At 47.3% G+C, this 20,513-nt stretch carries 21 protein-coding genes and 1 tRNA gene; 6 read left to right on the forward strand and 16 right to left on the reverse strand.

Annotated elements, in window-relative coordinates; genetic code table 11:
* Positions 1-123: 123 nt before the first annotated feature.
* The 5 genes from A8O23_RS08435 to rpmH all read right to left on the reverse strand — a co-directional run bounded on the left by A8O23_RS08435 (position 124) and on the right by rpmH (position 3,747).
* Positions 124-648: a DUF2480 family protein gene (locus tag A8O23_RS08435; RefSeq protein WP_066619584.1), complete on the reverse strand. Its 525-nt coding sequence runs from the start codon at positions 646-648 to the stop codon at positions 124-126.
* 4 nt (positions 649-652) lie between these two features.
* Positions 653-1,342 carry a tRNA (adenosine(37)-N6)-threonylcarbamoyltransferase complex dimerization subunit type 1 TsaB gene (gene tsaB / locus A8O23_RS08440; RefSeq protein WP_066619590.1) on the reverse strand — a complete coding sequence of 230 codons (690 nt, stop codon included), beginning with the start codon at positions 1,340-1,342 and terminating at the stop codon, positions 653-655.
* 108 nt (positions 1,343-1,450) lie between these two features.
* On the reverse strand, positions 1,451-3,109 hold the full coding sequence (locus tag A8O23_RS08445; protein ID WP_066619591.1) for a S41 family peptidase: 1,659 nt from the start codon (positions 3,107-3,109) through the stop codon (positions 1,451-1,453).
* Positions 3,110-3,142: 33 nt separating this feature from the next.
* Positions 3,143-3,553 (reverse strand): ribonuclease P protein component, encoded by a 411-nt coding sequence (rnpA, locus tag A8O23_RS08450; RefSeq protein WP_066619593.1) that lies wholly within the window; start codon positions 3,551-3,553, stop codon positions 3,143-3,145.
* 35 nt (positions 3,554-3,588) lie between these two features.
* Entirely contained in the window at positions 3,589-3,747 is a 159-nt protein-coding gene (rpmH, locus tag A8O23_RS21205; protein WP_071885432.1) for a 50S ribosomal protein L34, read from the reverse strand.
* A gap of 492 nt (positions 3,748-4,239) precedes the next feature.
* On the opposite strand from rpmH, the gene A8O23_RS08455 reads away from it, so the two are divergent.
* Positions 4,240-5,964 (forward strand): M61 family metallopeptidase, encoded by a 1,725-nt coding sequence (locus A8O23_RS08455; RefSeq protein WP_066619595.1) that lies wholly within the window; start codon positions 4,240-4,242, stop codon positions 5,962-5,964.
* A gap of 152 nt (positions 5,965-6,116) precedes the next feature.
* Entirely contained in the window at positions 6,117-7,019 is a 903-nt protein-coding gene (locus A8O23_RS08460; protein ID WP_066619597.1) for a serine hydrolase, read from the forward strand.
* A 352-nt stretch (positions 7,020-7,371) separates the two neighbouring features.
* Here the strand turns inward: A8O23_RS08460 and A8O23_RS08465 are convergent, their stop codons facing one another.
* Both A8O23_RS08465 and A8O23_RS08470 read right to left on the reverse strand, forming a co-directional pair.
* Positions 7,372-7,656, reverse strand: coding sequence for a hypothetical protein (locus A8O23_RS08465; RefSeq protein ID WP_066619600.1), 285 nt, complete (start codon positions 7,654-7,656; stop codon positions 7,372-7,374).
* 72 nt (positions 7,657-7,728) lie between these two features.
* On the reverse strand, positions 7,729-8,061 hold the full coding sequence (locus A8O23_RS08470) for a hypothetical protein (RefSeq protein ID WP_066619603.1): 333 nt from the start codon (positions 8,059-8,061) through the stop codon (positions 7,729-7,731).
* Positions 8,062-8,184: 123 nt separating this feature from the next.
* On the opposite strand from A8O23_RS08470, the gene A8O23_RS08475 reads away from it, so the two are divergent.
* On the forward strand, positions 8,185-8,559 hold the full coding sequence (locus A8O23_RS08475; protein ID WP_153042125.1) for an STAS/SEC14 domain-containing protein: 375 nt from the start codon (positions 8,185-8,187) through the stop codon (positions 8,557-8,559).
* A 112-nt stretch (positions 8,560-8,671) separates the two neighbouring features.
* Here the strand turns inward: A8O23_RS08475 and A8O23_RS08480 are convergent, their stop codons facing one another.
* The 5 genes from A8O23_RS08480 to A8O23_RS08500 form a co-directional block, all read right to left on the reverse strand.
* Positions 8,672-9,595, reverse strand: coding sequence for a PfkB family carbohydrate kinase (locus A8O23_RS08480; protein WP_066619610.1), 924 nt, complete (start codon positions 9,593-9,595; stop codon positions 8,672-8,674).
* 200 nt (positions 9,596-9,795) lie between these two features.
* Positions 9,796-9,869, reverse strand: a tRNA-His gene (locus tag A8O23_RS08485).
* A gap of 107 nt (positions 9,870-9,976) precedes the next feature.
* On the reverse strand, positions 9,977-10,384 hold the full coding sequence (locus A8O23_RS08490; RefSeq protein WP_153042126.1) for a hypothetical protein: 408 nt from the start codon (positions 10,382-10,384) through the stop codon (positions 9,977-9,979).
* A gap of 59 nt (positions 10,385-10,443) precedes the next feature.
* The gene (locus A8O23_RS08495; RefSeq protein ID WP_066619617.1) at positions 10,444-10,656 is read right to left on the reverse strand and encodes a hypothetical protein; all 213 of its coding nucleotides are present in this window, start codon (positions 10,654-10,656) and stop codon (positions 10,444-10,446) included.
* A gap of 10 nt (positions 10,657-10,666) precedes the next feature.
* A complete protein-coding gene (locus A8O23_RS08500) occupies positions 10,667-12,007 on the reverse strand; it encodes a dihydroorotase (RefSeq protein WP_066620401.1) in 1,341 nt (446 codons plus the stop codon).
* Positions 12,008-12,230: 223 nt separating this feature from the next.
* On the opposite strand from A8O23_RS08500, the gene A8O23_RS08505 reads away from it, so the two are divergent.
* Positions 12,231-13,688 (forward strand): DEAD/DEAH box helicase, encoded by a 1,458-nt coding sequence (locus tag A8O23_RS08505; protein ID WP_082882965.1) that lies wholly within the window; start codon positions 12,231-12,233, stop codon positions 13,686-13,688.
* A 120-nt stretch (positions 13,689-13,808) separates the two neighbouring features.
* Here the strand turns inward: A8O23_RS08505 and A8O23_RS08510 are convergent, their stop codons facing one another.
* The 4 genes from A8O23_RS08510 to A8O23_RS08525 form a co-directional block, all read right to left on the reverse strand.
* The gene (locus A8O23_RS08510) at positions 13,809-14,324 is read right to left on the reverse strand and encodes a hypothetical protein (protein WP_066619620.1); all 516 of its coding nucleotides are present in this window, start codon (positions 14,322-14,324) and stop codon (positions 13,809-13,811) included.
* Positions 14,325-14,340: 16 nt separating this feature from the next.
* The gene (locus A8O23_RS08515) at positions 14,341-14,799 is read right to left on the reverse strand and encodes a hypothetical protein (protein WP_066619624.1); all 459 of its coding nucleotides are present in this window, start codon (positions 14,797-14,799) and stop codon (positions 14,341-14,343) included.
* 65 nt (positions 14,800-14,864) lie between these two features.
* Positions 14,865-15,524 carry a uracil phosphoribosyltransferase gene (gene upp, locus A8O23_RS08520; protein ID WP_066619626.1) on the reverse strand — a complete coding sequence of 220 codons (660 nt, stop codon included), beginning with the start codon at positions 15,522-15,524 and terminating at the stop codon, positions 14,865-14,867.
* Positions 15,479-16,438 (reverse strand): GNAT family N-acetyltransferase, encoded by a 960-nt coding sequence (locus A8O23_RS08525; protein WP_066619628.1) that lies wholly within the window; start codon positions 16,436-16,438, stop codon positions 15,479-15,481. Before A8O23_RS08525 ends, upp begins: the two co-directional genes overlap by 46 nt.
* 214 nt (positions 16,439-16,652) lie before the next feature.
* On the opposite strand from A8O23_RS08525, the gene A8O23_RS08530 reads away from it, so the two are divergent.
* Both A8O23_RS08530 and A8O23_RS08535 read left to right on the forward strand, forming a co-directional pair.
* Positions 16,653-18,320, forward strand: coding sequence for a hypothetical protein (locus tag A8O23_RS08530; protein WP_066619630.1), 1,668 nt, complete (start codon positions 16,653-16,655; stop codon positions 18,318-18,320).
* A gap of 173 nt (positions 18,321-18,493) precedes the next feature.
* Positions 18,494-20,326, forward strand: coding sequence for an ABC transporter ATP-binding protein (locus A8O23_RS08535; protein ID WP_066619633.1), 1,833 nt, complete (start codon positions 18,494-18,496; stop codon positions 20,324-20,326).
* The last annotated feature ends 187 nt before the right edge of the window (positions 20,327-20,513 follow it).

Consider the following 20,513-nt stretch of genomic DNA (forward strand, 5'->3'; position numbering starts at 1 on the left):
ACAGCTACCGCGTTTTAAGCCTCTTTTCCGGAAATCGGCGCCAAAACACACCCTCTCCATATGCAAGAAGGGGAGGCAAGCTTTCGCCTGCCTCCCCTTCCTAATCTTTGATTGAATATTTGTTTACGCTGTGGCTGCTTTATCCTTTGGCTTTTTATATATAGGTACAGTAGAACAAGGCTCTCCATACATTATACTGCTCGCCACTGGTAAAAGCTTCTGCATAATTTCTACGTAAGCAAAGGTGGGTATTGGTATTTGCCCGCACCCTTTAATCACCAGTTTTGCGTCTTTATAGTCTTCAGGGTTAATATTGGCAATGGCATCTTGCATTAATGCCTGTTCTAACGCCTCTAAATCTCCAAAAACGAAGCGATTCACGTAAGGCTGCATCTTACTTGCTAATAACATATATGCCCATGTTGGCACAATGGCATCGGTGGAGCAGATAATGGCAACGTTCTTTCCTTCATACTGCGACCAGTCGTGCTCCTTTACAAACGCTCTAAAGTCTTTCTCTCTCAACATGAGCCCGTGAAAGAGATTATCTTTTATATCGTAGACTATTCTCTCCCCTGGGTGCAGGTACTCTTCCAAGTTCAATGTAATAAGTCCGCTGTTGGCTACTCTGTTTACAAACTCTTCCATATTCTTATTTGCCTGATGGCTTTGTGATATGCACTTCTTTTAAATAGAACGGCTCATAGTAAGCCACATCTTCAAACTCTTTGTTTTGCCATTTATTCCAAGCCAGCTCGCCTATGGCTTTGGCTGTAGGCATAACATTATCTATATAGTATGCGTTCGGGTGGTCGGTTAGAATTTTTTGGGCTTTAGTGGCGCCACTTCCAAAAAAAATAACGGCCTGCTTTTCCAACTCCTCCGCAAAAGCGGCGGAAGTTAAAATCCTAGGCTCCGTTGGGAGCACTACATTTAAATTCTCATCTACAAGACAGGTGTACACTTCGTCACGGCGCGCGTCTACCATAGGGCAGAACAAGAATTGCTGAGGATTAGGGGTAGCTGAAATTACCTGCTGGGCCATGGCTGCCAAGGTATCTACGGCTATGAGCGGCAAATCCAGAGAAAAGCAAAAGCCTTTTGCTGTTCCGGAACCAATTCGTAAGCCGGTGTAGGATCCTGGCCCACCTGAAACAGCCACCGCCGATATGTCTTCTATTGCCACCTTAGCATTGTCAAGCACCTGCTTCACCATTACGGTTATGTGCGAAGAATGCGACTTCTCCATCTGCAACTCTGCGTATGACTGCAGATGCTGGTCTTTATGCAAAGCCACTGAGCAAACCGTGGAGGATGTTTCTATAGATAAAATTAGCGCCATGCTTTCAGGTACAGGTAATCAGCATTTTCACACAAAGCTACGTTATTCTAATGCAAAAGGGCAACTGCTGTGCAGTTGCCCTTTTGCTCACTACTATATATAGGTATACTACTTCTTAGCGCTAGCGCTCAACAGGCTGTTATACTTGGTTGTGTTGTTCAGCACCTCTACCGCAGCCAGAATATTTTTGTCATCATTGAAGGTAGCCTCTACCAGACCTTTCTGCAGGTAATAGCGTGAGGCAATCTCCTGCTCTAACAACTCAACAATTTCAGGCTTGAAGCGCATGAGGTCATTGCCTTTGTTAGAGGCTACTTTCTTCTTTATTTGCTCAATCTCAGTCTTTATCTCCTCATAGTGTTTGTCTTCTTTGGCCTTTTTGAGCATGTTGTCTAACGTTTTCTCCACATCGGTAGAGTAAGAGATATCTTTCCCGTTCAAGAAAGTCACAAACTTTTGGTATTCGGCATCTGAAAGTTTAAAATCTTTAGCCGCCGGAATGCTAGGATTCTCCGCTTTGTACCTCGTGGCATAGTCAAAGAGATAGTTCTTCATCATCAGCACCCTAATAATTTCCGGCATTTTCTTATTGTCAATTGCCAAGTCGGGGCTTATGCCACCGCCGTCATACACCACCCGCCCGTTAGCAGTCTTGAAAGCCACACGCAAAGAATCCGGAATCTTATTTAAAGAGCCGTCGGCATTGCGGTGGGCATAGTCAATTGCCTGAATACAGCGTCCGCTCGGGATGTAGTATTTGGCGGTAGTTACTTTCAATTGCGAGTTATAAGAAAGCGGACGCGTCATTTGAACCAAGCCTTTGCCAAAGGTTTTCTCGCCAATTAGTACTGCGCGGTCATAGTCTTGCAAGGCGCCAGACACAATCTCTGCTGCCGAGGCACTGTTAGAGCTGGTCAAAACAGCCAAAGGCATTTGCACATCTAGCGGCTCGTCTAGCGCCTTGTACATTTTGTTCCAGTCAGAGACCTTGCTCTTGGTGCTCACTATGTCTTTTCCGCGGGGCAGGAACAGGTTGGAAATGTTCACCGCCTCGTTCAGCAATCCGCCTGGGTTATCACGCAGGTCAAGAATTACTTTCTGTGCTCCCATTTCCTTCAGCTTCGCTACAGCTGCCCGCACTTCACGGCCAGCCTCCATGGTAAAGCCGCTCAATTGCAGGTACCCAATGTCTGAGGTGACCATGCCGTAATAAGGCACGTTAGGGATGTGAATGTTGGCACGGGTAACTTTAACCAGCATGGGTTTGTCTACACCATAACGCTTAATCTCCAGTTCTACTACAGAACCTGCCTGGCCTTTCAAGAGCTTGCTCACTTCGCCATCATTTTTCTTGGCTAAGTCTACGCCGTCTATTTTCAGTATTTCGTCTCCAATCTGAATGCCTGCTTTCTCGGCTGGAGAGCCTTCATGCGGCAACGAAACAATAGTTCTGTCACCGCGCTTGCCCACCAAAGCACCAATACCACCGTAGTTGCCGGAGGTCATGGTGCGGAAATCTTCAATATCGTCTTCGGGAATGTAGTTGGTATATGGGTCCAGCGACTTGAGCATGGCGTCAATGCCCACGCGCACCATTTTAGAAGGAGCCACGTCATCTACGTAATAGGTGTTCACCTCTTTGAAGAGCGTAGCGAAAATATCAAGGTTTTTGGCGATATCGAAGTAACGCTCTGAGCCCGAAGAGAAGGAGAAAAGGCCCCAAGATGCGCCTACCAACGCAAGACCGGCAATAGATTTCTTCAGCATATCAGCAGTAATAAAAACAAAAAAGGGAGGAGACTATTTAGTTAACAAACGCTCCAATCCTGAATTTAGTTTTTTACTGACAATATTGAAAGGATTTTTTTCTTTGCCGATGTATAAAATGGCAATAATCCACGTTCCGCCCTGGGTATTGAGCTGCGGAATGAGGTGTTTGTTCAAGCGGTACGCCTCACGGATCTGGCGTTTGAGGCGGTTGCGGTCTACGGCTTTCTTGAAGTAGCGCTTAGAAACCGACACCAGCACTTGCACCGGAGGCTGGCTCTCTTGCGGCAAGTGAAGCGCCACAAAACGGAGCGGATATGAATTAAAAGAAGAACCCTCACGGAACAGCTGATCAATCAGCTTTTTGCTCCGTAAGCGTTCTTCTTTTTGAAATCTATGGGAAAGCGGTTGCTCTTCTGCAGAATGTTCAGTGAAGGTACCCATTCGCGAGGCGCCTTGCAGCGAGCTACTCAGAAAAATTAGGCTTTGTGTCTTCTCTCGTCAGAAACGGTCAGTTTATGACGGCCTTTAGCTCTTCTGCTAGCTAATACTCTTCTACCATTGGCAGTTTCCATTCTTGAGCGGAAACCATGCTTATTTCTTCTTTTGCGTTGCGAAGGTTGGAATGTTCTTTTCATCTTACACTAAACATTTTATTAAGGGTTGCAAAATTAGGAAATCAATTTTGATAAATCAAACCCTGCTCCACATTTTAATTTGATTATTTGCACGTTACCCCATTCCGCTGAAAGCGAAGGTATACGTTTATTGATTACTAAAGGCGTTTTTAACCAGTTTTTCTGAAAATAGGACGAAAACAGAAGTAGCATTAAAATAGCTCTTTATATCTCAATCCAGCAGGAACAGGCCACAACTACTCCTATACGGCAGCTTATGTGAGACCATTGTCTACAGTAAAGAAACGTTGGCTTGAAACTGACTGACTCTTATTCACAGGCGCTGAGGATGCCAACGCAGCGGACATACCGCGAGCTGCCCCTACCAAATCTGACATGTGACGTTCCCTTATTTAATGTTGTTTTTAACCTGTTTTTCGGAAAAGAGGCCTAAAACGCTCTACCTTGCAGGTAATTCTCGTTATACTAAAGAGACAGTAAAGACAGAGCGCCGTGCCACAGTATTATATCTCCTGCCAAAACCCGCTCTCGGGCTACCTGCAAATTAAGACAGTTATAGAAAACATCTCCGCCCCTGAGCTTTACCTTCAGCTGCCGGCTTGGCGCCCAGGGCGGTATGAACTACAGAACTTCGCACAGAAGCTGCAAGGCTTTAGGGTAACTGGCTCAGACGGCTCTCCGCTGACTTTCCGCAAGGTAACCAAAGACAGGTGGCAGGTTCAAACGCAAGACCACCAGAAAATAGAGGTTCATTATAATTTTCATGCCCGCCAAATGGACGCCGGGGGTTCGTGGGTTGCTTCTGATTTTTTGTACGTGAACCCGGTCAACTGCTTATTGACCGCCGAAGGCCAGGAGCAGGAACCCTGCACCCTCTCCTTGGAAATTCCGGATGATTGGCAGATTGCCTGCGGCTTACCCGTAACAGACAAAGCTACGCTACGGGCGCTGAACTATGACCATTTGGTAGATTCACCGTTTATAGCCAGTGCCACGCTGCAACATCAGGTGTTTGAAGAGCAGGGCATTCCGTTCCATATCTGGTTTCAAGGTGAATGCCAGCCTGATTGGGAGCAGGTTATTTCACATTTCAGGGCCTACACCCAAGAACAACTGGCCTTATTCCAGACTTTTCCGGTACCTGACTACCACTACCTGAACATCATTCTACCCTACCCGCACTACCACGGGGTAGAGCACCTGAATTCTACGGTTATCACCTTGGGGCCAGGGGAACAGCTCATGTCACAGAATTTATATAAAGAGCTACTGGGTGTGAGCTGCCATGAACTTTTTCACACGTGGAACATCAAGCAAATTCGGCCTGAGGAGATGCTGCCCTATGACTTTAGCCAGGAAAATTACTTCCGGACCGGCTATGTGGCCGAGGGCGTGACTACTTATTACGGTGATTACCTGTTGGCCCGTAGCGGCGTTTTCACGGCAGAGCAGTATTTCCAAGAGCTGACCACCACCATCAAACGCCACGCAGTTGACCAAGGCGAACAGAATCTATCCGTAGCCGACTCTTCTTTTGACACTTGGTTAGACGGCTACAAGGCCAGTATTCCGGACCGGCGGGTGAGCATTTACCACAAAGGCTGTATTGCGGCGCTTGTGCTGGATCTGGAAATAAGACGTGCCACCCAAAACAAAAAATCACTTGACGATGTCATGTGCCGAATGTGGCAGGAGTTTGGCCAAACCGGCATTGGCTATTCAGACCAAGATTACAAAATTATAGCCGAACAGACGGCAGGCGTTTCTTTGGAAAAGTATTTTCAGGAGATGATTTTCGGTACTGCCCCTTTTGAGGAATGGCTAGCCCCGGCGCTGGAATATGTGGGATGCGCTTTGGAAAAACTTCCTGCCACCGCTGCACATGAGAGCCTTTTCGGGTTTAGGCTTAGTGCCGCCTCTACAGCATCCCCTACCGTTGGGTATATTTCCCCTAACTCACCGGCCGCCGCCGTACTCTCTGTGGAGGATGAGTTGATTGCACTAAACGGCCGAAAACTGGAGAACAACAACTTGCCGGGGCTGCTTTCTGACAAGAAAGAAGTAGAGATAACACTATTCCGGCAGCGCAAACTGCATACAGTAAAGCTTGTTACAAACGGTCCACTACACTTGCCACAGTACCGGGTCAGCAAAACCACATCGGCTACAGAAGAACAGAAGCAAAACTTTAAACTTTGGCTGAAGCAGGATTTTTAACTAGTACGGACTGGCCAAACCCTGCCCGTACTAGAATCTGAGAATTTAGAAACTCGTTTTGGGTCTGTTTTCTGAAAAGTAGCCCCAAAACAGCTGCATGTGGCCTGATAGATTTCCCCGAACTTCTATAACTTGGGCAAAACTTGAATTGTATGCGCTCCTCCTATCTTCTGTTACCCATCATTTTGTTGCTCATGGGCTGTACTGTATCTAAACCCATCAAAAACGACTTGGCTCCGCTTAGGGAACAAATAACCACAGAATTGAACAAAGAGGCAGGCACCTTTGCCGTGGCTTTTAAAGATTTGCAGACGGGGCAGGAACTGCTAATCAATGAGCATGAAACTTTTCACGCGGCCAGCACCATGAAAACGCCGGTACTCATTGAAGCTTACAAACAAGCCGCCGAGGGCGTATTTTCATTACAAGATAGTATTTTGCTCAAGAATGAGTTCAAAAGCATTGTAGACGGCAGCGCTTACACCATTGGCGCCGAAGACGATAGTGAGCAGGAACTTTACGCTAACCTGGGCAAAAAATGGCCGCTCGCCGATGTGCTGTACAAAATGATCATACATAGCAGCAACCTGGGCACCAATCTGGTTATTGAAAAGCTAGACGCTAAAAAAGTCACCCAAACCATGCGTGACCTTGGTGCGAAAGACATTCAGGTGCTGCGCGGCGTGGAAGATGGCAAGGCATACGAACAGGGTCTTAACAACACTACCACCGCCTATGACTTAATGCTGATTTTTGAAAAAATAGCAAAGGGAGAGGCTGCTAACGCAAAGGCTTCAGAAGAGATGGTTAAGATTTTACTGGACCAGAAACATAAAAACATTATCCCGGCCAATCTCCCGAAAGAAGTTAAAGTTGCCCACAAAACCGGCTGGATTACCGGCGTTCGCCATGATTCAGGAATCGTGTTCCTGCCCGACGGCCGCAAATATGTGTTGGTGCTACTATCCAAGGGCCTGAAAGATGACAAAGCTGGCATCAGTGCTATGGCCAACGTTTCTGAAATAATTTACCAGTTTATGATGGCTAACCAATAAGCCATCATGAAACCGCCTTTACAAAAACCATTGATGGCGCAAGCGTCCGCTTGTGTCCGCACGCTTATCTGATGTTAAAACTCTGAAATTACTCTTGTTCTGGCAACCGCAGTTTTAGTTGTTGGTGAGAACACACAACAACGGCAGAGGACAAAGCTGGCGCAGTCGATAATCTTTTGCAATGCTTACGGACACAAGCGTCTGCTTGCGCCAGTATAAAAGATCAATACATGTAAAGTATAACCTGTTTTCGGCCTATTTTTGAGAATAGAGCCTGAAAACAGTACACTATCTAAAACAGAAAAGGCAGCCTTACGGGGCTGCCTTTCTAATTATCAAATAGGAGTTGATTTTATTTACCTCTGTCTGATTGGTTATCGCTTGGGTTGCTACGCGGGCGGTCGCCGCCATCGCCGTAGGCCGCATTTACACCTTCACGGTTGCGGTTACCGCCTCTTGAGAGATTGTCTTCGCTCTGAATACTGGTACCGTTGCTGTTGGTGAAATACTTGCTTTCTGGGTCAGTTTGGGTAGGGGGCACCAAGGAGTTGGGGTCAGTGTTATCCTGAAAGCCGCCTTTTTTCTTAGTTTCCTCGTTTTGACCTTTCTGGTTTCTATCATTTGTGCTTGCGCTCATATCTATATCCTCCTTTTAAATTTACGTGATATAAGACTATACGGGCAATTGGGGCAAAAGTATACTGTTTTCTTAACTAAAGGCCAGCAACAACACCACCAGCAGCGTGGGCAAAGACAGGTAAAACCAGAACATAACGTGCCGCCGGTACTCGCGGGGCACCTGAGAACTTGCAATGAGTAAAGCAGATACTACTATGGCAATGTAGGCCAGGGTAAAGTACATCACCTTGTTCCAGCTCCGGACAATGGTTCCGCCTTCCTCCTCTAACTTAGGATCTGTAGGCACTAGCCAGGTAGACAATACGTAGTACACCGCCAGCTCCAGCGCCAGGAAAATGATGGCACCAATAAACATTGCCAGCGCCGTTTCTTTGGTTTTCTGCATAAAGAAGAAATAATCCATTTAAAGGTACATAATTCCCGCTTGCCACTTTATTTTTCCGGCTTCAGAAAAGATACATAGATACTTTTGAAATTTTTTCGTTTAAGTTTGAAGCAGGCAAAGAAGGCGTTGCTACTTAAAATAATGCTCACAACCAGATTAGACCAAGATTTACAGGCTGTCATCTCCACCTACAAAGGCTTTCTGAAGCATCAGGAGTTCATGGAAATCTCTTTGGCTACGCTAGACTTAGCCAAAGAACATGGCCTGAGCAAGATTTTTGTGGATACAGTGCACTTGAAAGTAATGCTGCAGGAGAGCCAACAATGGATAAACCAGGTTTGGTTTGGGAAAGCCAAGCAAGTGGGAATTCGGCACATGGCCTTTCTAATACCAGAAGACATCTTCGGCAGAATGAGCATGGAAGCCACGAACAAACAAGCTTTGCAGGAGGGCGCTATTGAGATTAAATACTTTGACAAGGTAGAAGAAGCACGCCAGTGGCTAAAAAGCGCGTAGTCAATAAGCCATAATAAAACAGAGAAGGCCACTGAATATCAGTGGCCTTCTCTGTTTTATGCCTTCTGTTTTGAGCTTGTTTTCAGAAAAACAGGCTCAAAATGACTATAAATTAACCGCGCTGTGGCTGAAAGTTCACCAATTTCACAAACTCCAGTACGCGCTGTACCACCTCATCAGGCTGCAGGTCTACTAAACGCTCAGTTCCGAACTGCTCTACGCAGAAAGACGCCATGGCCGAACCATGAATTACGGCGCGCTTCATGTTCTCAAAGCTAATGTCATCGGTAGAAGCCAGGTAGCCAATAAAGCCACCGGCAAAAGTGTCACCGGCACCGGTTGGGTCAAAAACTTCCTCTAGCGGCAAAGCCGGCGCGAAGAACACTTCTTCCCCGTGGAACAACAGCGCACCGTGTTCACCTTTTTTAATGATGAGGTACTTCGGCCCCATGGCCATGATTTTTTTGGCGGCTTTCACCAAAGAATATTCTTTACTCAGCTGGCGAGCTTCTTCGTCATTGATGCTGAGTACGTCTACCATGCCAATGGTTTGCACCAACTCATCATAAGCAATGTCCATCCAGAAATTCATGGTATCCATTACCACCAGTTTAGGGCGGTTTTTCAGGCGCTCAATTACTTGGCGCTGTACCTTCGGGGCAAGGTTGCCCAGCATGAGGTATTGGCAGTCTTGGTAGCTTTCAGGAATAATCGGGTCGAAATCTCCTAGCACGTTCAGCTCAGTGACCAGCGTCTCGCGGCTGTTCATGTCATTGAAGTACCGGCCAGACCAGAAGAACGACTTTTCGTTTTCCTTTATCTGCAGCCCGTCTGTGTTGATGCCTTTGCTCTGCATCATCTCAATGTCAGACTTCAGGAAGTCGCCGCCCACCACACTTACCAGATTCACTGGCTGCACAAAATTGGCCGCCGACAAGGAGATGAACGTTCCGGCACCGCCGATGATTTTATCCCGTTTCCCGAACGGAGTTTCCAGGGCATCAAACGCCACCGACCCAATTACTAATAGACTCATGTTCTTTCAATTATGTGTGACCTGTATCAAGTAGCAGGTATCACGTAGCACGACATATTTTACTTTACTCAAAGGTAAAAGTACCTATTCTATACAAGTATTGTTTCTCCTGGCTTAAATCTTGAAACCTGATATGCGCTACTTGATACTGACAACTGTCCGAAAACAAAAAAAGCCCCTGAAAAATCAGGAGCTTTTTGGGTGGCCGATGGGGCTCGAACCCACGACTTCCAGAATCACAATCTGGTGCTCTAACCAACTGAACTACGGCCACCGTGTAATTGGAGAGCAAAAGTAGTGGGTTTGGATATTCAATGCAAGTGTAAGAGCGGAATTTTTATATGTTTTTTTCACCTTTTACATAATCCCCTGACGATGTACTCATTTTAACTGCTCCTCCAAATTCACTTCGTCTACTTTCATATCTACTGGACAATAATGACCATATGCCCGCTTCCGATGAAGCTCTACAGCCTCTTGCTCTTGGTCTGATAAAGTTCTCCAGAGCCGCTTTGCTTCTGACACATGCCAATTGTAGAGCGTTTTACCTGAATCAATGTCATGAATTTTCTTGAAATCATTGGGCAGAAGCTTCCATTTTACAAAGTAAGAGAAAGACGAATGTGGTTCGTAAAAAGCATGAACCCACATTGTACTGCACTCAGGGCATTGTTCTAGATTGATAAAATTGCCTGCCTCCAGCACATTTAACTCCAACTGAGAGCTGCCCGGCCCCCAAATGCTTCTTTTATCTGATTCGCAGGTAGTACAGCAAATATCTATCATCAAAGGATTCTAGCCTATTAAGGTCTAAATTAACAATACCTGCGCCACCTGAATCAAAACAGTTAATTTGATACAAAATAAATGACTAAATAATCAAGCAACATCAGGAAAATCACACCACCTGCAGTCCAAAAGAAATATAAAAAAGATTTTGCTTTCAAATTAGGAGTTCCTTTCACAAGACCTGAGATTGAAGACCAAAAAATAAACCCAAACCCAATCAGAAATACTAAAACTTTTAAAAAGGTTAAAGTAGCAAGTAACTCCGCTCTCATCTTTAATTTACTACCTGCTAAACATCACTCGCTCTCCACGCTTACTCTCATCAAACTGGCCATTCTTATAAGCCAAGTGCCCAGATACAATAGTATGTGTCACCACGCCCGGCAACTCCTGCCCTTCCAGCGGAGACCAGCCGCACTTGTAGTGAATATTATTCTTGGCAACAGCTTGAGTTTGCTCCAGGTCTACCAACACCAAGTCAGCCCAGTAGCCTTCTCTAATGAACCCACGCTTTTCTACCTGAAAACAGATGGCCGGAGCATGACACATTTTCTCCACCACCCTTTCCAAAGGAATTTTGCCTTGCTTGTAAAACGCCAGCATGACCTGCAGTGAGTGCTGAACCAGCGGTAAGCCTGATGGAGCTCCTTTGTAAGTATTGGCCTGCTTTTCCTCCCAGGTGTGAGGGGCATGGTCGGTGGCAATGATGTCTAGTCTATTGTCTAGCAACCCCTGAAACAGCGCCTGTTTGTGCCTTGCCTCTTTAATGGCCGGGTTACATTTAATCTGGCTGCCCAGCGTTTCATATTGAGCAGCGTCAAACCAAAGATGGTGCACGCACACTTCGGCGGTGATTCGTTTCTGCTCTAGTGGAACATCGTTCCGGAACAGGGCCAGTTCTTCTTCGGTGCTGATGTGCAGAATGTGCAGGCGCGTGTTGTGTTTTTTGGCCAGCTCCACCGCCATGCTGGATGATTTGTAGCAAGCCTCCACATTCCGGATAAGCGGGTGCGCACTCATAGGAATATTGCCCTCGCCGTACTCTTCGGTAAACCGCTGGGTAGTGGCTCTAATAGTGGCCTCGTCCTCGCAGTGCGTGGCAATAAGCATAGGCGACTGCTTGTAAATAGCCTCCAGCGTTTCTGGGTTATCTACCAGCATGTTGCCTGTGCTGGAGCCCATAAACAACTTTATGCCACAAACAGTACGCGGGTCGGTCTTCAGGATTTCCTCCAGATTGTCATTGGTGCCACCCATGAAGAACGAGTAATTGGCCAACGATTTTTGCGCCGCTGTGTCATATTTTTGCTGCAGCAGCTCCTGCGTAGTAGCGTTGGGCACCGTGTTCGGCATCTCCATAAACGTAGTCACGCCACCGGCCACGGCTGCTCTGGGCTCTGTGTACAAATCAGCTTTGTGGGTAAGGCCTGGGTCACGGAAATGAACCTGATCATCAATAATACCCGGCAGCAGGTACTGACCTTGAGCATCTATTACCGTGTCGGCAACTGAGTTCAGGTTTTGACCAATGGTGTGGATGAGGCCATCTTTGACAAACACATCAGAAGTGGTGATCTGACCTTCGTTGACTAGTTGGGCGTTTTTGATGAGGATGCTGTTCATGGGGCTAAGATAAAACCGGCGAGTGGAAAGTTTTTTGTTTTTGTGCTGATTTTCTGGAAACAGGTTAAAAACGGATGTTGGCATAGACACTCGCAGGACTGGAAGACACTGCGAGGTCTTTTGAGCAGGCGGTAAGACTGTAGCATTTCTAACTTGCTTTCACAAAACCAGCACAAAAACGTAAAAGAGAAAGACCAACATTCAATTACGTACCTTTGCTGTAATGATAGAAGAAGAAAACGAAAATCTTGCCCCTGAGCAGGACGAAACTATACCCGCAGAACCAACTGCAGAAACAGAATCAGCCGAGACAGAAGAGCTTGAAAGTGAACCTCAGCCCAGCTTTGACGATTTCAAGCTAAACAAGCAGTTACTAAACGCCATTGCGGAACTAGGTTTTGAGAAACCTACGCCGGTGCAGACCCAGACTATTCCGCTGGCGCTGGCGGGGCATGACGTGATGGGCATTGCGCAGACAGGCACTGGCAAAACAGCCGCCTATGTATTGCCACTGCTCATGAAAGTAAAATACGCGCAGGGTCACCACCCTAGAGCCTTGATATTGGCCCCTACCCGCGAGCTGGTACTACAGATTGAGGAGAACATCCAGAAGTTCAGCGCCTATCTAGACGTACGCATCGTGGGTATATTTGGCGGCGTGGGACCAAAATCCCAGATTGAGCGCATTCAGGCAGGGGTTGATATTCTGGTGGCCACCCCCGGACGCCTCATGGACATTTACCGTAAAGGCGAACTCATTTTGAAAGAACTGAAAACGCTGGTGCTGGACGAGGCCGACAAGATGATGGACATGGGCTTTATGCCGCAGATCCGCCAGTTACTTGAAATCATTCCGCGCAAGCGACAGAACCTACTTTTCTCGGCTACCATGCATGAGCGGGTACATACTCTGTCTGAGGAGTTTCTGGAATTCCCGATGGTGATTGAAGTAACCCCGCAGGCTACGCCCGTGACCACCGTGAGCCAGAAGCTGTACCGCGTGCCTAACCTCCGCACTAAAATTGGCCTGCTGGAACATCTGTTTCATGACAAGGAGGCATTTAACCGCGTGCTTATTTTCACCCGCTCCAAAACCAACGCAGACAATGTTAGCTCGTTCCTGGACCGTAAAGGCGAGGGAGGCGTGCGGGTGGTGCATGGCAACAAGGGCCAGAATACACGCATTAACGCCGTAGAGGCCTTTAGAGAAGGCGAGGTTCGTTATTTGGTTGCCACCGATGTAGCCGCCCGTGGCATTGACATCAGCGGGGTGAGCCACGTGATTAATTTTGATGTGCCTATTATTTACGAGGACTACGTGCACCGCATAGGCCGTACGGGCAGGGCCGAGCAGACTGGCGCTTCTATCACTTTCGCCAATGAGGCAGAGATATACCACATCCGGCGCATTGAGAAGCTGATCAAGATGCAGATTCCGGAAGACCCTCTGCCTGAGGAGGTGGAAGTATTCAAAACGCCTTATGAGGAACAGCAGGAAATAGACAAAGAAATAGACAACCAAAAGAAGAGGGCGAACCCAGAATTCAAAGGCGCTTTCCATGAGAAGAAGTCACTTCCGCCACGTGAGAATATTGGCAAAGGCGCCAAAACTCGTGACAGAAAGAAAGCTGGCTGGAAAAAGACTAAATCTGGCGGTGCCAGCAAGCGCAAAAGCAGATAATTTGATTGGTGATTGTTAGTTGTTGATTGTTTAGGAAATGTATTTTTGGCCTCTTTTCATAAAAATAGGCCAAAAACAACAAGAGCCGCGGGTCTTCTCTCGCGGCTCTTGTTGTTTTTGCTAATTACAAGTAGTGTACGGGTTGGAACATTGCGCCTCGGGCGATAGCCAACCTTGTATGACCCGGCCATTCATATTCAACTTCACCCGCACCCATCCTTCATTGATAGAGGTTACTTCTAAAAAATTGCTTACCCGTTCAGATGCCACAACGCTCACCCCAGCATAGGTACTTGGCTCTTTATATAATGTCAATGGAGTGGCTGCATCATAGTCTCTGGCGTATGTTCCAATATGCTTTCCCTTCTTTATCCAGCCTTTATAAGATTTGCCAGATACTGCAAAAGAAACAGCGGCAAAATAAAAGTTAGAGGTTTGCTGAGTGACAGACAACAATATAAAATCTTCAGCCTCTACATCATGCGCAACAGTAGTTACCAAGTTTCCTTCTGGCTTCTCATAAACGCGAATAGTTTCTGTATAATCCGGATTAACCAGTAACTCGCAAGGCTTCTGAATGATAGCAGTCCTGAAAGGAAGAAAACTGAGAACTAAGAGGAAGTAGAAGATATTCATGATACTTGTGCCTACTTTACTTTAAAAACTCCAGGAAAGGCAGGTGCTTTAGCTGGAATACTATTAGGGTTAAGGCGAAACCCCAGAAAAGGGCGCTCCAGAGCATATGCCCCATAATCCGGGTTTTGGCTACTCCAAACACAGTGGCCAGCACCGTGCCCCCAATAGGTGTTAAAATCAACGGCGTTAGAAAAGCAATACCAGGCATACCAAACCGGCGCCACACCTTTACTACTCTACGCGTTTTCTTACTGAAGATGGGTTTGTTTTTGGCTCTCCGCCTGCGCACATAATAGCGGTGCGCGGTATTACCCAGCAAAGAGAAAACAACGACACTGCTCATCATGCCAGCAACGGTGAGTCCAAAAGTCTCCAGAAAAGATAGCCCTGTGGAAATGCCGGCCAAAGGACCTCCAATGAATTTGATTGTACTCAGCAGATAAACCGAAAAGTATTTTAGTAACTCACCGCCCATATTTTCTTTTCTTCCTGAGTAACGTGCTTATCAATACGGAATTTGCTGAGAGGGCGATAAGACAATTATTTCTTCGCGCCGAAGGCCAGATCACCGGCGTCACCAAGTCCTGGTACAATATAGGCGTTCTCATTCAGGCGTTCATCTAAGGCGCCCACCCATAGTTCTGCCTCCGGTATTTCCTGTTGTAAATGCGCCGCTCCCTCAGGGCTGGCAATAATGGCGGCAATAATAATTCGCTTGGGGGTACCAAATCTCAGCATGTCTCGGTACGTGAGCACCAAAGACTTACCAGTGGCCAGCATGGGGTCTACCAGAATGAGCACTTTGTCTTGCAGGTTGGGGGCGGCCATGTAATCTAAGTGCACCGCCAGCTGCCGTTCACCATCTCCTTCTACTCTATAGGCACCCACGAAGGCGCAGGTGGCTTGGTCAAAGTAATTCATGAACCCCTGATGGAAAGGCAAGCCCGCCCGTAGCACCGTGGCTAGCACCGGAAATTCGGTGAGCAGCGTTTGCTGCGTCTGGGCCAGGGGCGTCTGGATAGTCTTTTCGGCAAACTCCAGCGTTTCAGAGATTTTATACGCCATCACTTCGCCCAAACGCTCCAGGTTGCGCCGGAACCGCAGACTATCTTTCTGCACCGTAACATCGCGCAGCTCAGATATAAAATGATTGGCTAACGAAGGCGTTTGCGTAAGGATGTGAAGACGTTTCGGGTCCATAGGTAGGCGGCAGGTAAGTTTTGGAAACTTAAAGATAGATATGGAACGGGTTGCGCGCCAAAGTTGGCGTAAAATTTCGCCACGCCCGGCACTTCGCTTCCCTCAAAATCAAAGGTTTTTCCAGAGCCAGCCTCTTGCTGAATCAGCTGGTCCATGAGAAAAGCCATAGCATTTAGTTGCCTACCTTTTTCAGAACTTGCCCCAAACAAATAAGTGATACGGGTACCGTCGTGCAGAAAAAAACCGATGCAGAGCACCTCTTGCTGCTGCCTTACCTCCCACAACTGCCCCACTCCCGCCTGCTGCGCATTATGGAATAACTGGCTAAGCCGTTTATATTCTTTCGCCTTCAGTTCACCCAGCTCTTTGCCTTTGGTATTCTGGAACAGTTGCAGCAGCTTATCAAAAGAGGCTGCTCTACCAATGTTTAGCTGAGCAGCCTGCGCCTTTTTCAGGTTCCGTTTCAGGTTAGTGGCACAAGCACGGTACAGCTCAGGGTAAGTAGGCGCTAAAGAAAGCTCATAATTTGGCCTTAACCTGGCGCTCCAGTTTTTGGGCAGATGTAGTTCTACCTCTGGCTGCGGCAACTGGTACTGCACCTGGGCAAAGTGCGGCGGAAGTAAAGAGAGGTATTCTGAAACAGAACGGTGTTGGCTGGCTTGGGTGCAGAACAAGCCAAGCTGCTGCGTGAACAAGGGCTGAAACACCATCTGCTTCCCCAGTACTTTCTTGATAGGCAACGGAAAAACAGACACATACGCGTCCTTCTGCACTTCCACCAAAGCCTGCCAGTTTGGTCCGCAAACAGCATCTAAATACCACGCATGGGCATATACCAGCGGCCTCTCCGCCTTTTGCAGGCAAGTTTCCCAAAGGGCTTTGTCTATGTCTTGATAGCGAAGCAGCTGTATCATGCAGCGGCAAGATAAGAGTTTTGCGGCTACAAGTCAGGAAGAACAGATGACGAATGAACCTTGCCCTAGGCTGTTTTCGGCCTCTTTTTCTAAAAACACGGCTAAAACAGACGTTAATCTTTCTGAACCCCGCCACTTATTTAGACAACCTATGCCCTAAAGCTGTAGTACACGCACAAAATTCTCTTAACTTAGTATATTCAATCTGCACTATATGAAAAAAATATACCTGCTGGCCCTCCTGACGGTATCTGCGTTTCTTCAGGCATATGCCCAAGACGCCACAGTACCATTAAATGAAGATGTGTACCGGCTCATTGACCGCTATCATATTAAATACAATACAGAAAATCTGCACACCTCCTTCAAGCCTTACGGCAGAGCTCGGGTAGCCACCCTAGCCGAAACTGCTCAGCAGAACTTAGATGAAAAATCTCCGGAGGACCAGTACAATATTCAATACCTGATCAACGACAACTGGAACTACACCCGCTATGACCGCGATAACCTGAGCCGCCGCCCATTTCTGAAGTATTTTTACGAAAACCAAACTGACTTTTACCACTACGAGAGTCCTGAATTCAGCCTGCGGGTGAACCCCGTAATAGGTTTACTTGCCGGGGAAGATAACCAAACTGATGGTCTGCGGTCTATCAACTCCCGTGGTGTACAAGTGGAGGGTACCATAGATGAGCGGCTGGGTTTTTATACTTTCTTGGCTGAAAACCAAGTCTTCTTTCCGGGCTGGGTGAATAACCGCATTGCCAGAGACACCATTGTGCCGCATGAGGCTTACTGGAAACCGTTCAAAGACGGAGGCTATGACTTCTTTTCGGCTCGTGGCTATGTAAACTACGCTGCCACCAAGCACATAAGTGTCATGCTGGGGCACGATCGCCACTTTATAGGCAACGGCTTCCGTTCGCTCATTCTCTCTGATTACTCCGCCCCGTATTTTTTCCTGAAACTTCAGACACAAGTGTGGAAACTACAGTACACCAATCTTTTTGCAGAACTCACCGCCGACCATGAATCCCGAGATCAGCTGTACCCTAAAAAGTACATGGCGCTGCACCACCTGAGCGTAAACCTTCTGCCCAACCTGAACGTGGGTGTGTTTGAGTCTACCATTTTTGGCCGTAACTACGGCCGCTTTGAGCTGCAGTACCTGAACCCTATTATTTTTTACCGTGCTATTGAGCAGGCTCTGGGGTCAGAAGACAATGCCATTTTGGGGGCAGACTTCAAATGGAACATCTACAACAGAGTGCAGCTATACGGCCAGTTTGTGTTAGATGAATTTCTGCTGAGTGAAATAAAAGCCGGGAACGGCTGGTGGGGCAACAAGTACGCGTTACAAGGCGGTGCCAAATATATTGATGCCTTCAATGTGTCTAATTTAGACCTACAGGGCGAAATAAACATAGTTAGGCCCTTTACTTATCAGCACGAAAGCGCATCTACTAACTTCCAGCATTACCAGCAGCCATTAGCTCACCCCATGGGTGCCAATTTAGCCGAGGCCATTGCTATTGTGAGATACCAGCCGCTGCCTAAGTTAACCCTTACCGCAAAAGCCATTGCCACCCGCTACGGCCAAGACCCTGAGCCTAGAAACAACGAGAGCAACTTTGGCGGCAACGTGCTCAAGCCTTACACCACCCGCAACGGCGAGTATGGCCACAACATTGGCAATGGGGTGAAGACAGACCAACTGTACGGCGAGGCGACTCTTTCTTACCAGCTCAAGTACAACATGTTCATAGATGCTACCCAGATAGTGCGCAATGCCAAGGCTGAAGATCCTGCCTTTGACCACAATACCACGTTTACGGCCTTGTCTTTCCGCTGGAACATTCCGCAGCGGTCGCATGCCTTTTAGCCAAAGCTGACAGCAAATCATATATACCTCTTTTACATCAGCCTAAAACAGCACCGCCCCGTTTGACTATCAAGCGGGGCGGTGCTGCTTTAGGCCTGTTTTTCAAAAAGTAAGCCTAAACGAGTAAACAACAGGTATGCTGTTTTAGCCAGTAAAGCCCTACCTTTGCCAGAATGAAAACTTATTTCCGCATTCTTAATTTTGCGCGGCCCTTTAGTCAGTATGTTCCGTGGTATGCAATTGCAACTCTGCTAGCTACCATTTTCGGGATCATGAATTTCACTCTTCTGGTACCTTTGTTGTCAGTTCTTTTTGACGAGGTAAGTACGCAGGAGGCCTCCGTTATCACCACCAGGCCAGAATTCTCACTTTCGTTTGATTGGGCCAAGCAATTCTTCTATTACTACTTTGGGCAGGTAATACAGTCCGAGGGTAAACTGGGCGCTCTCCGCTTCATCTGCCTTTTACTGGTTGCCTCTGTTTTACTGGCCAACCTGTTCCGCTACATTGGCCTCAGAATAGAGGGCGAAGTAAGAGCCAAGGTTGTGAAAAACTTACGCTTTCAGGTATATGAGCGCATCACGCAGCTGCAGTTGGGCTTTTTCTCTAACCAGCGCAAAGGCAACATCATGTCTACCCTCACCAATGATGTGCAGGAAGTAGAAAACTCAGTGGCCAGCACGCTGAATGTTCTGTTCCGCGAGCCTTTCCTGCTTTTCGGGTATTTTGGGGTGCTGTTTTACCTATCACCTAGCCTTACCCTTTTTAGCTTATTAGTATTGCCTGCCTCTGGCTTGATCATCTCCAGCCTTGCCAAAAAACTGAAACGACAGTCAACGGAAGGACAAGATTCTTTGGGCTCCATTTTGGGCATTATTGACGAAACCTTGGGCGGCCTTCGCGTGATCAAAGGATTTAACGCCCAGCCGTACGTGATCAATAAATTCAAGGAGAGCAACAACCGCTATGCCCGTATCATTACTTCCATGAACAACAAGCGGAGCTTGGCTTCGCCTATGTCTGAGTTTATGGGCGTGACGGCCGTAGCAGGCATTTTATTCTACGGAGGTTCATTGGTTTTAAGTGGTCGTTCTGACCTTGAGGCCGCAGAATTAATTGGCTACCTGATTTTGTTCTCACAAGTATTGGTGCCGGTAAAAGCCATTTCCAATGCATTCAGCAATATACAGCGCGGCTTGGTGGCCGGTAACAGAGTATTGGCTCTTATAGACACTCCTCCACAAATCAGAGACAAGGCCCAGGCACAAGTGCTGCCCCCTTTCAGCCAACATATTGAGTTTAAAAATGTAGGCTTCCGCTACGCCGAAGACCCAATTCTACAAGACATCAACCTGCGCATTCCTAAAGGCAAAACTATTGCTTTGGTAGGCCCGTCTGGTGGGGGCAAGTCTACCCTAGCTGATTTGCTCCCACGCTTCTATGACCCAACCGAAGGCGCAATCTTTATTGATGGCCACGACCTCCGCGACTGCACCCTGCACTCCATCCGAGACCAGATGGGCATAGTGACCCAAGAATCTATTTTGTTCAACGACACCATCTTCAACAACATCAAGTTCAACAAAACAGATGCCACCGAAGAAGAGGTAATGGCCGCCGCTAAAATTGCCAATGCCCACGAGTTCATTATGAACTCACCCGAAGGCTACCAAACCTTGATTGGTGACCGGGGCGGAAAGCTATCTGGTGGACAGCGGCAGCGCCTGAGCATTGCCCGTGCCATTCTGAAGAATCCACCCATCTTGATCATGGATGAGGCCACTTCAGCGCTGGATACTGAGTCAGAAAAGCTGGTACAGGAAGCCTTGACGAACCTCATGAAAAATCGCACCTCCTTGGTTATTGCGCACCGCCTCAGCACCATTCAGCACGCTGATGAAATTATTGTGCTACAGGCTGGTAGAATAGTAGAGCGCGGCAATCATGCGGAGTTAGTGCAGCATGGGGGGCTTTACTACAAACTCACCCAAATGCAGACGGCGTAATAATTGTTGATTGCTGGTGGTTGATTGATATTTCCCTTATTTCGAACTCCTCTCCTTGGAAGAGGTGGGTCTTCTTTTGCCGATCATAACAATCAACAACAAACAATCAGCAACCCTAAGAACAGCTATTTTAAAGCTTTTGCGTAAGCATTAGAATATATAGTATATTTAATGTTCACGCGATCTC

The sequence above is a fragment of the Rufibacter roseus genome, assembly GCF_001647285.1.
Classification (GTDB): Bacteria; Bacteroidota; Bacteroidia; order Cytophagales; family Hymenobacteraceae; genus Nibribacter; species Nibribacter roseus.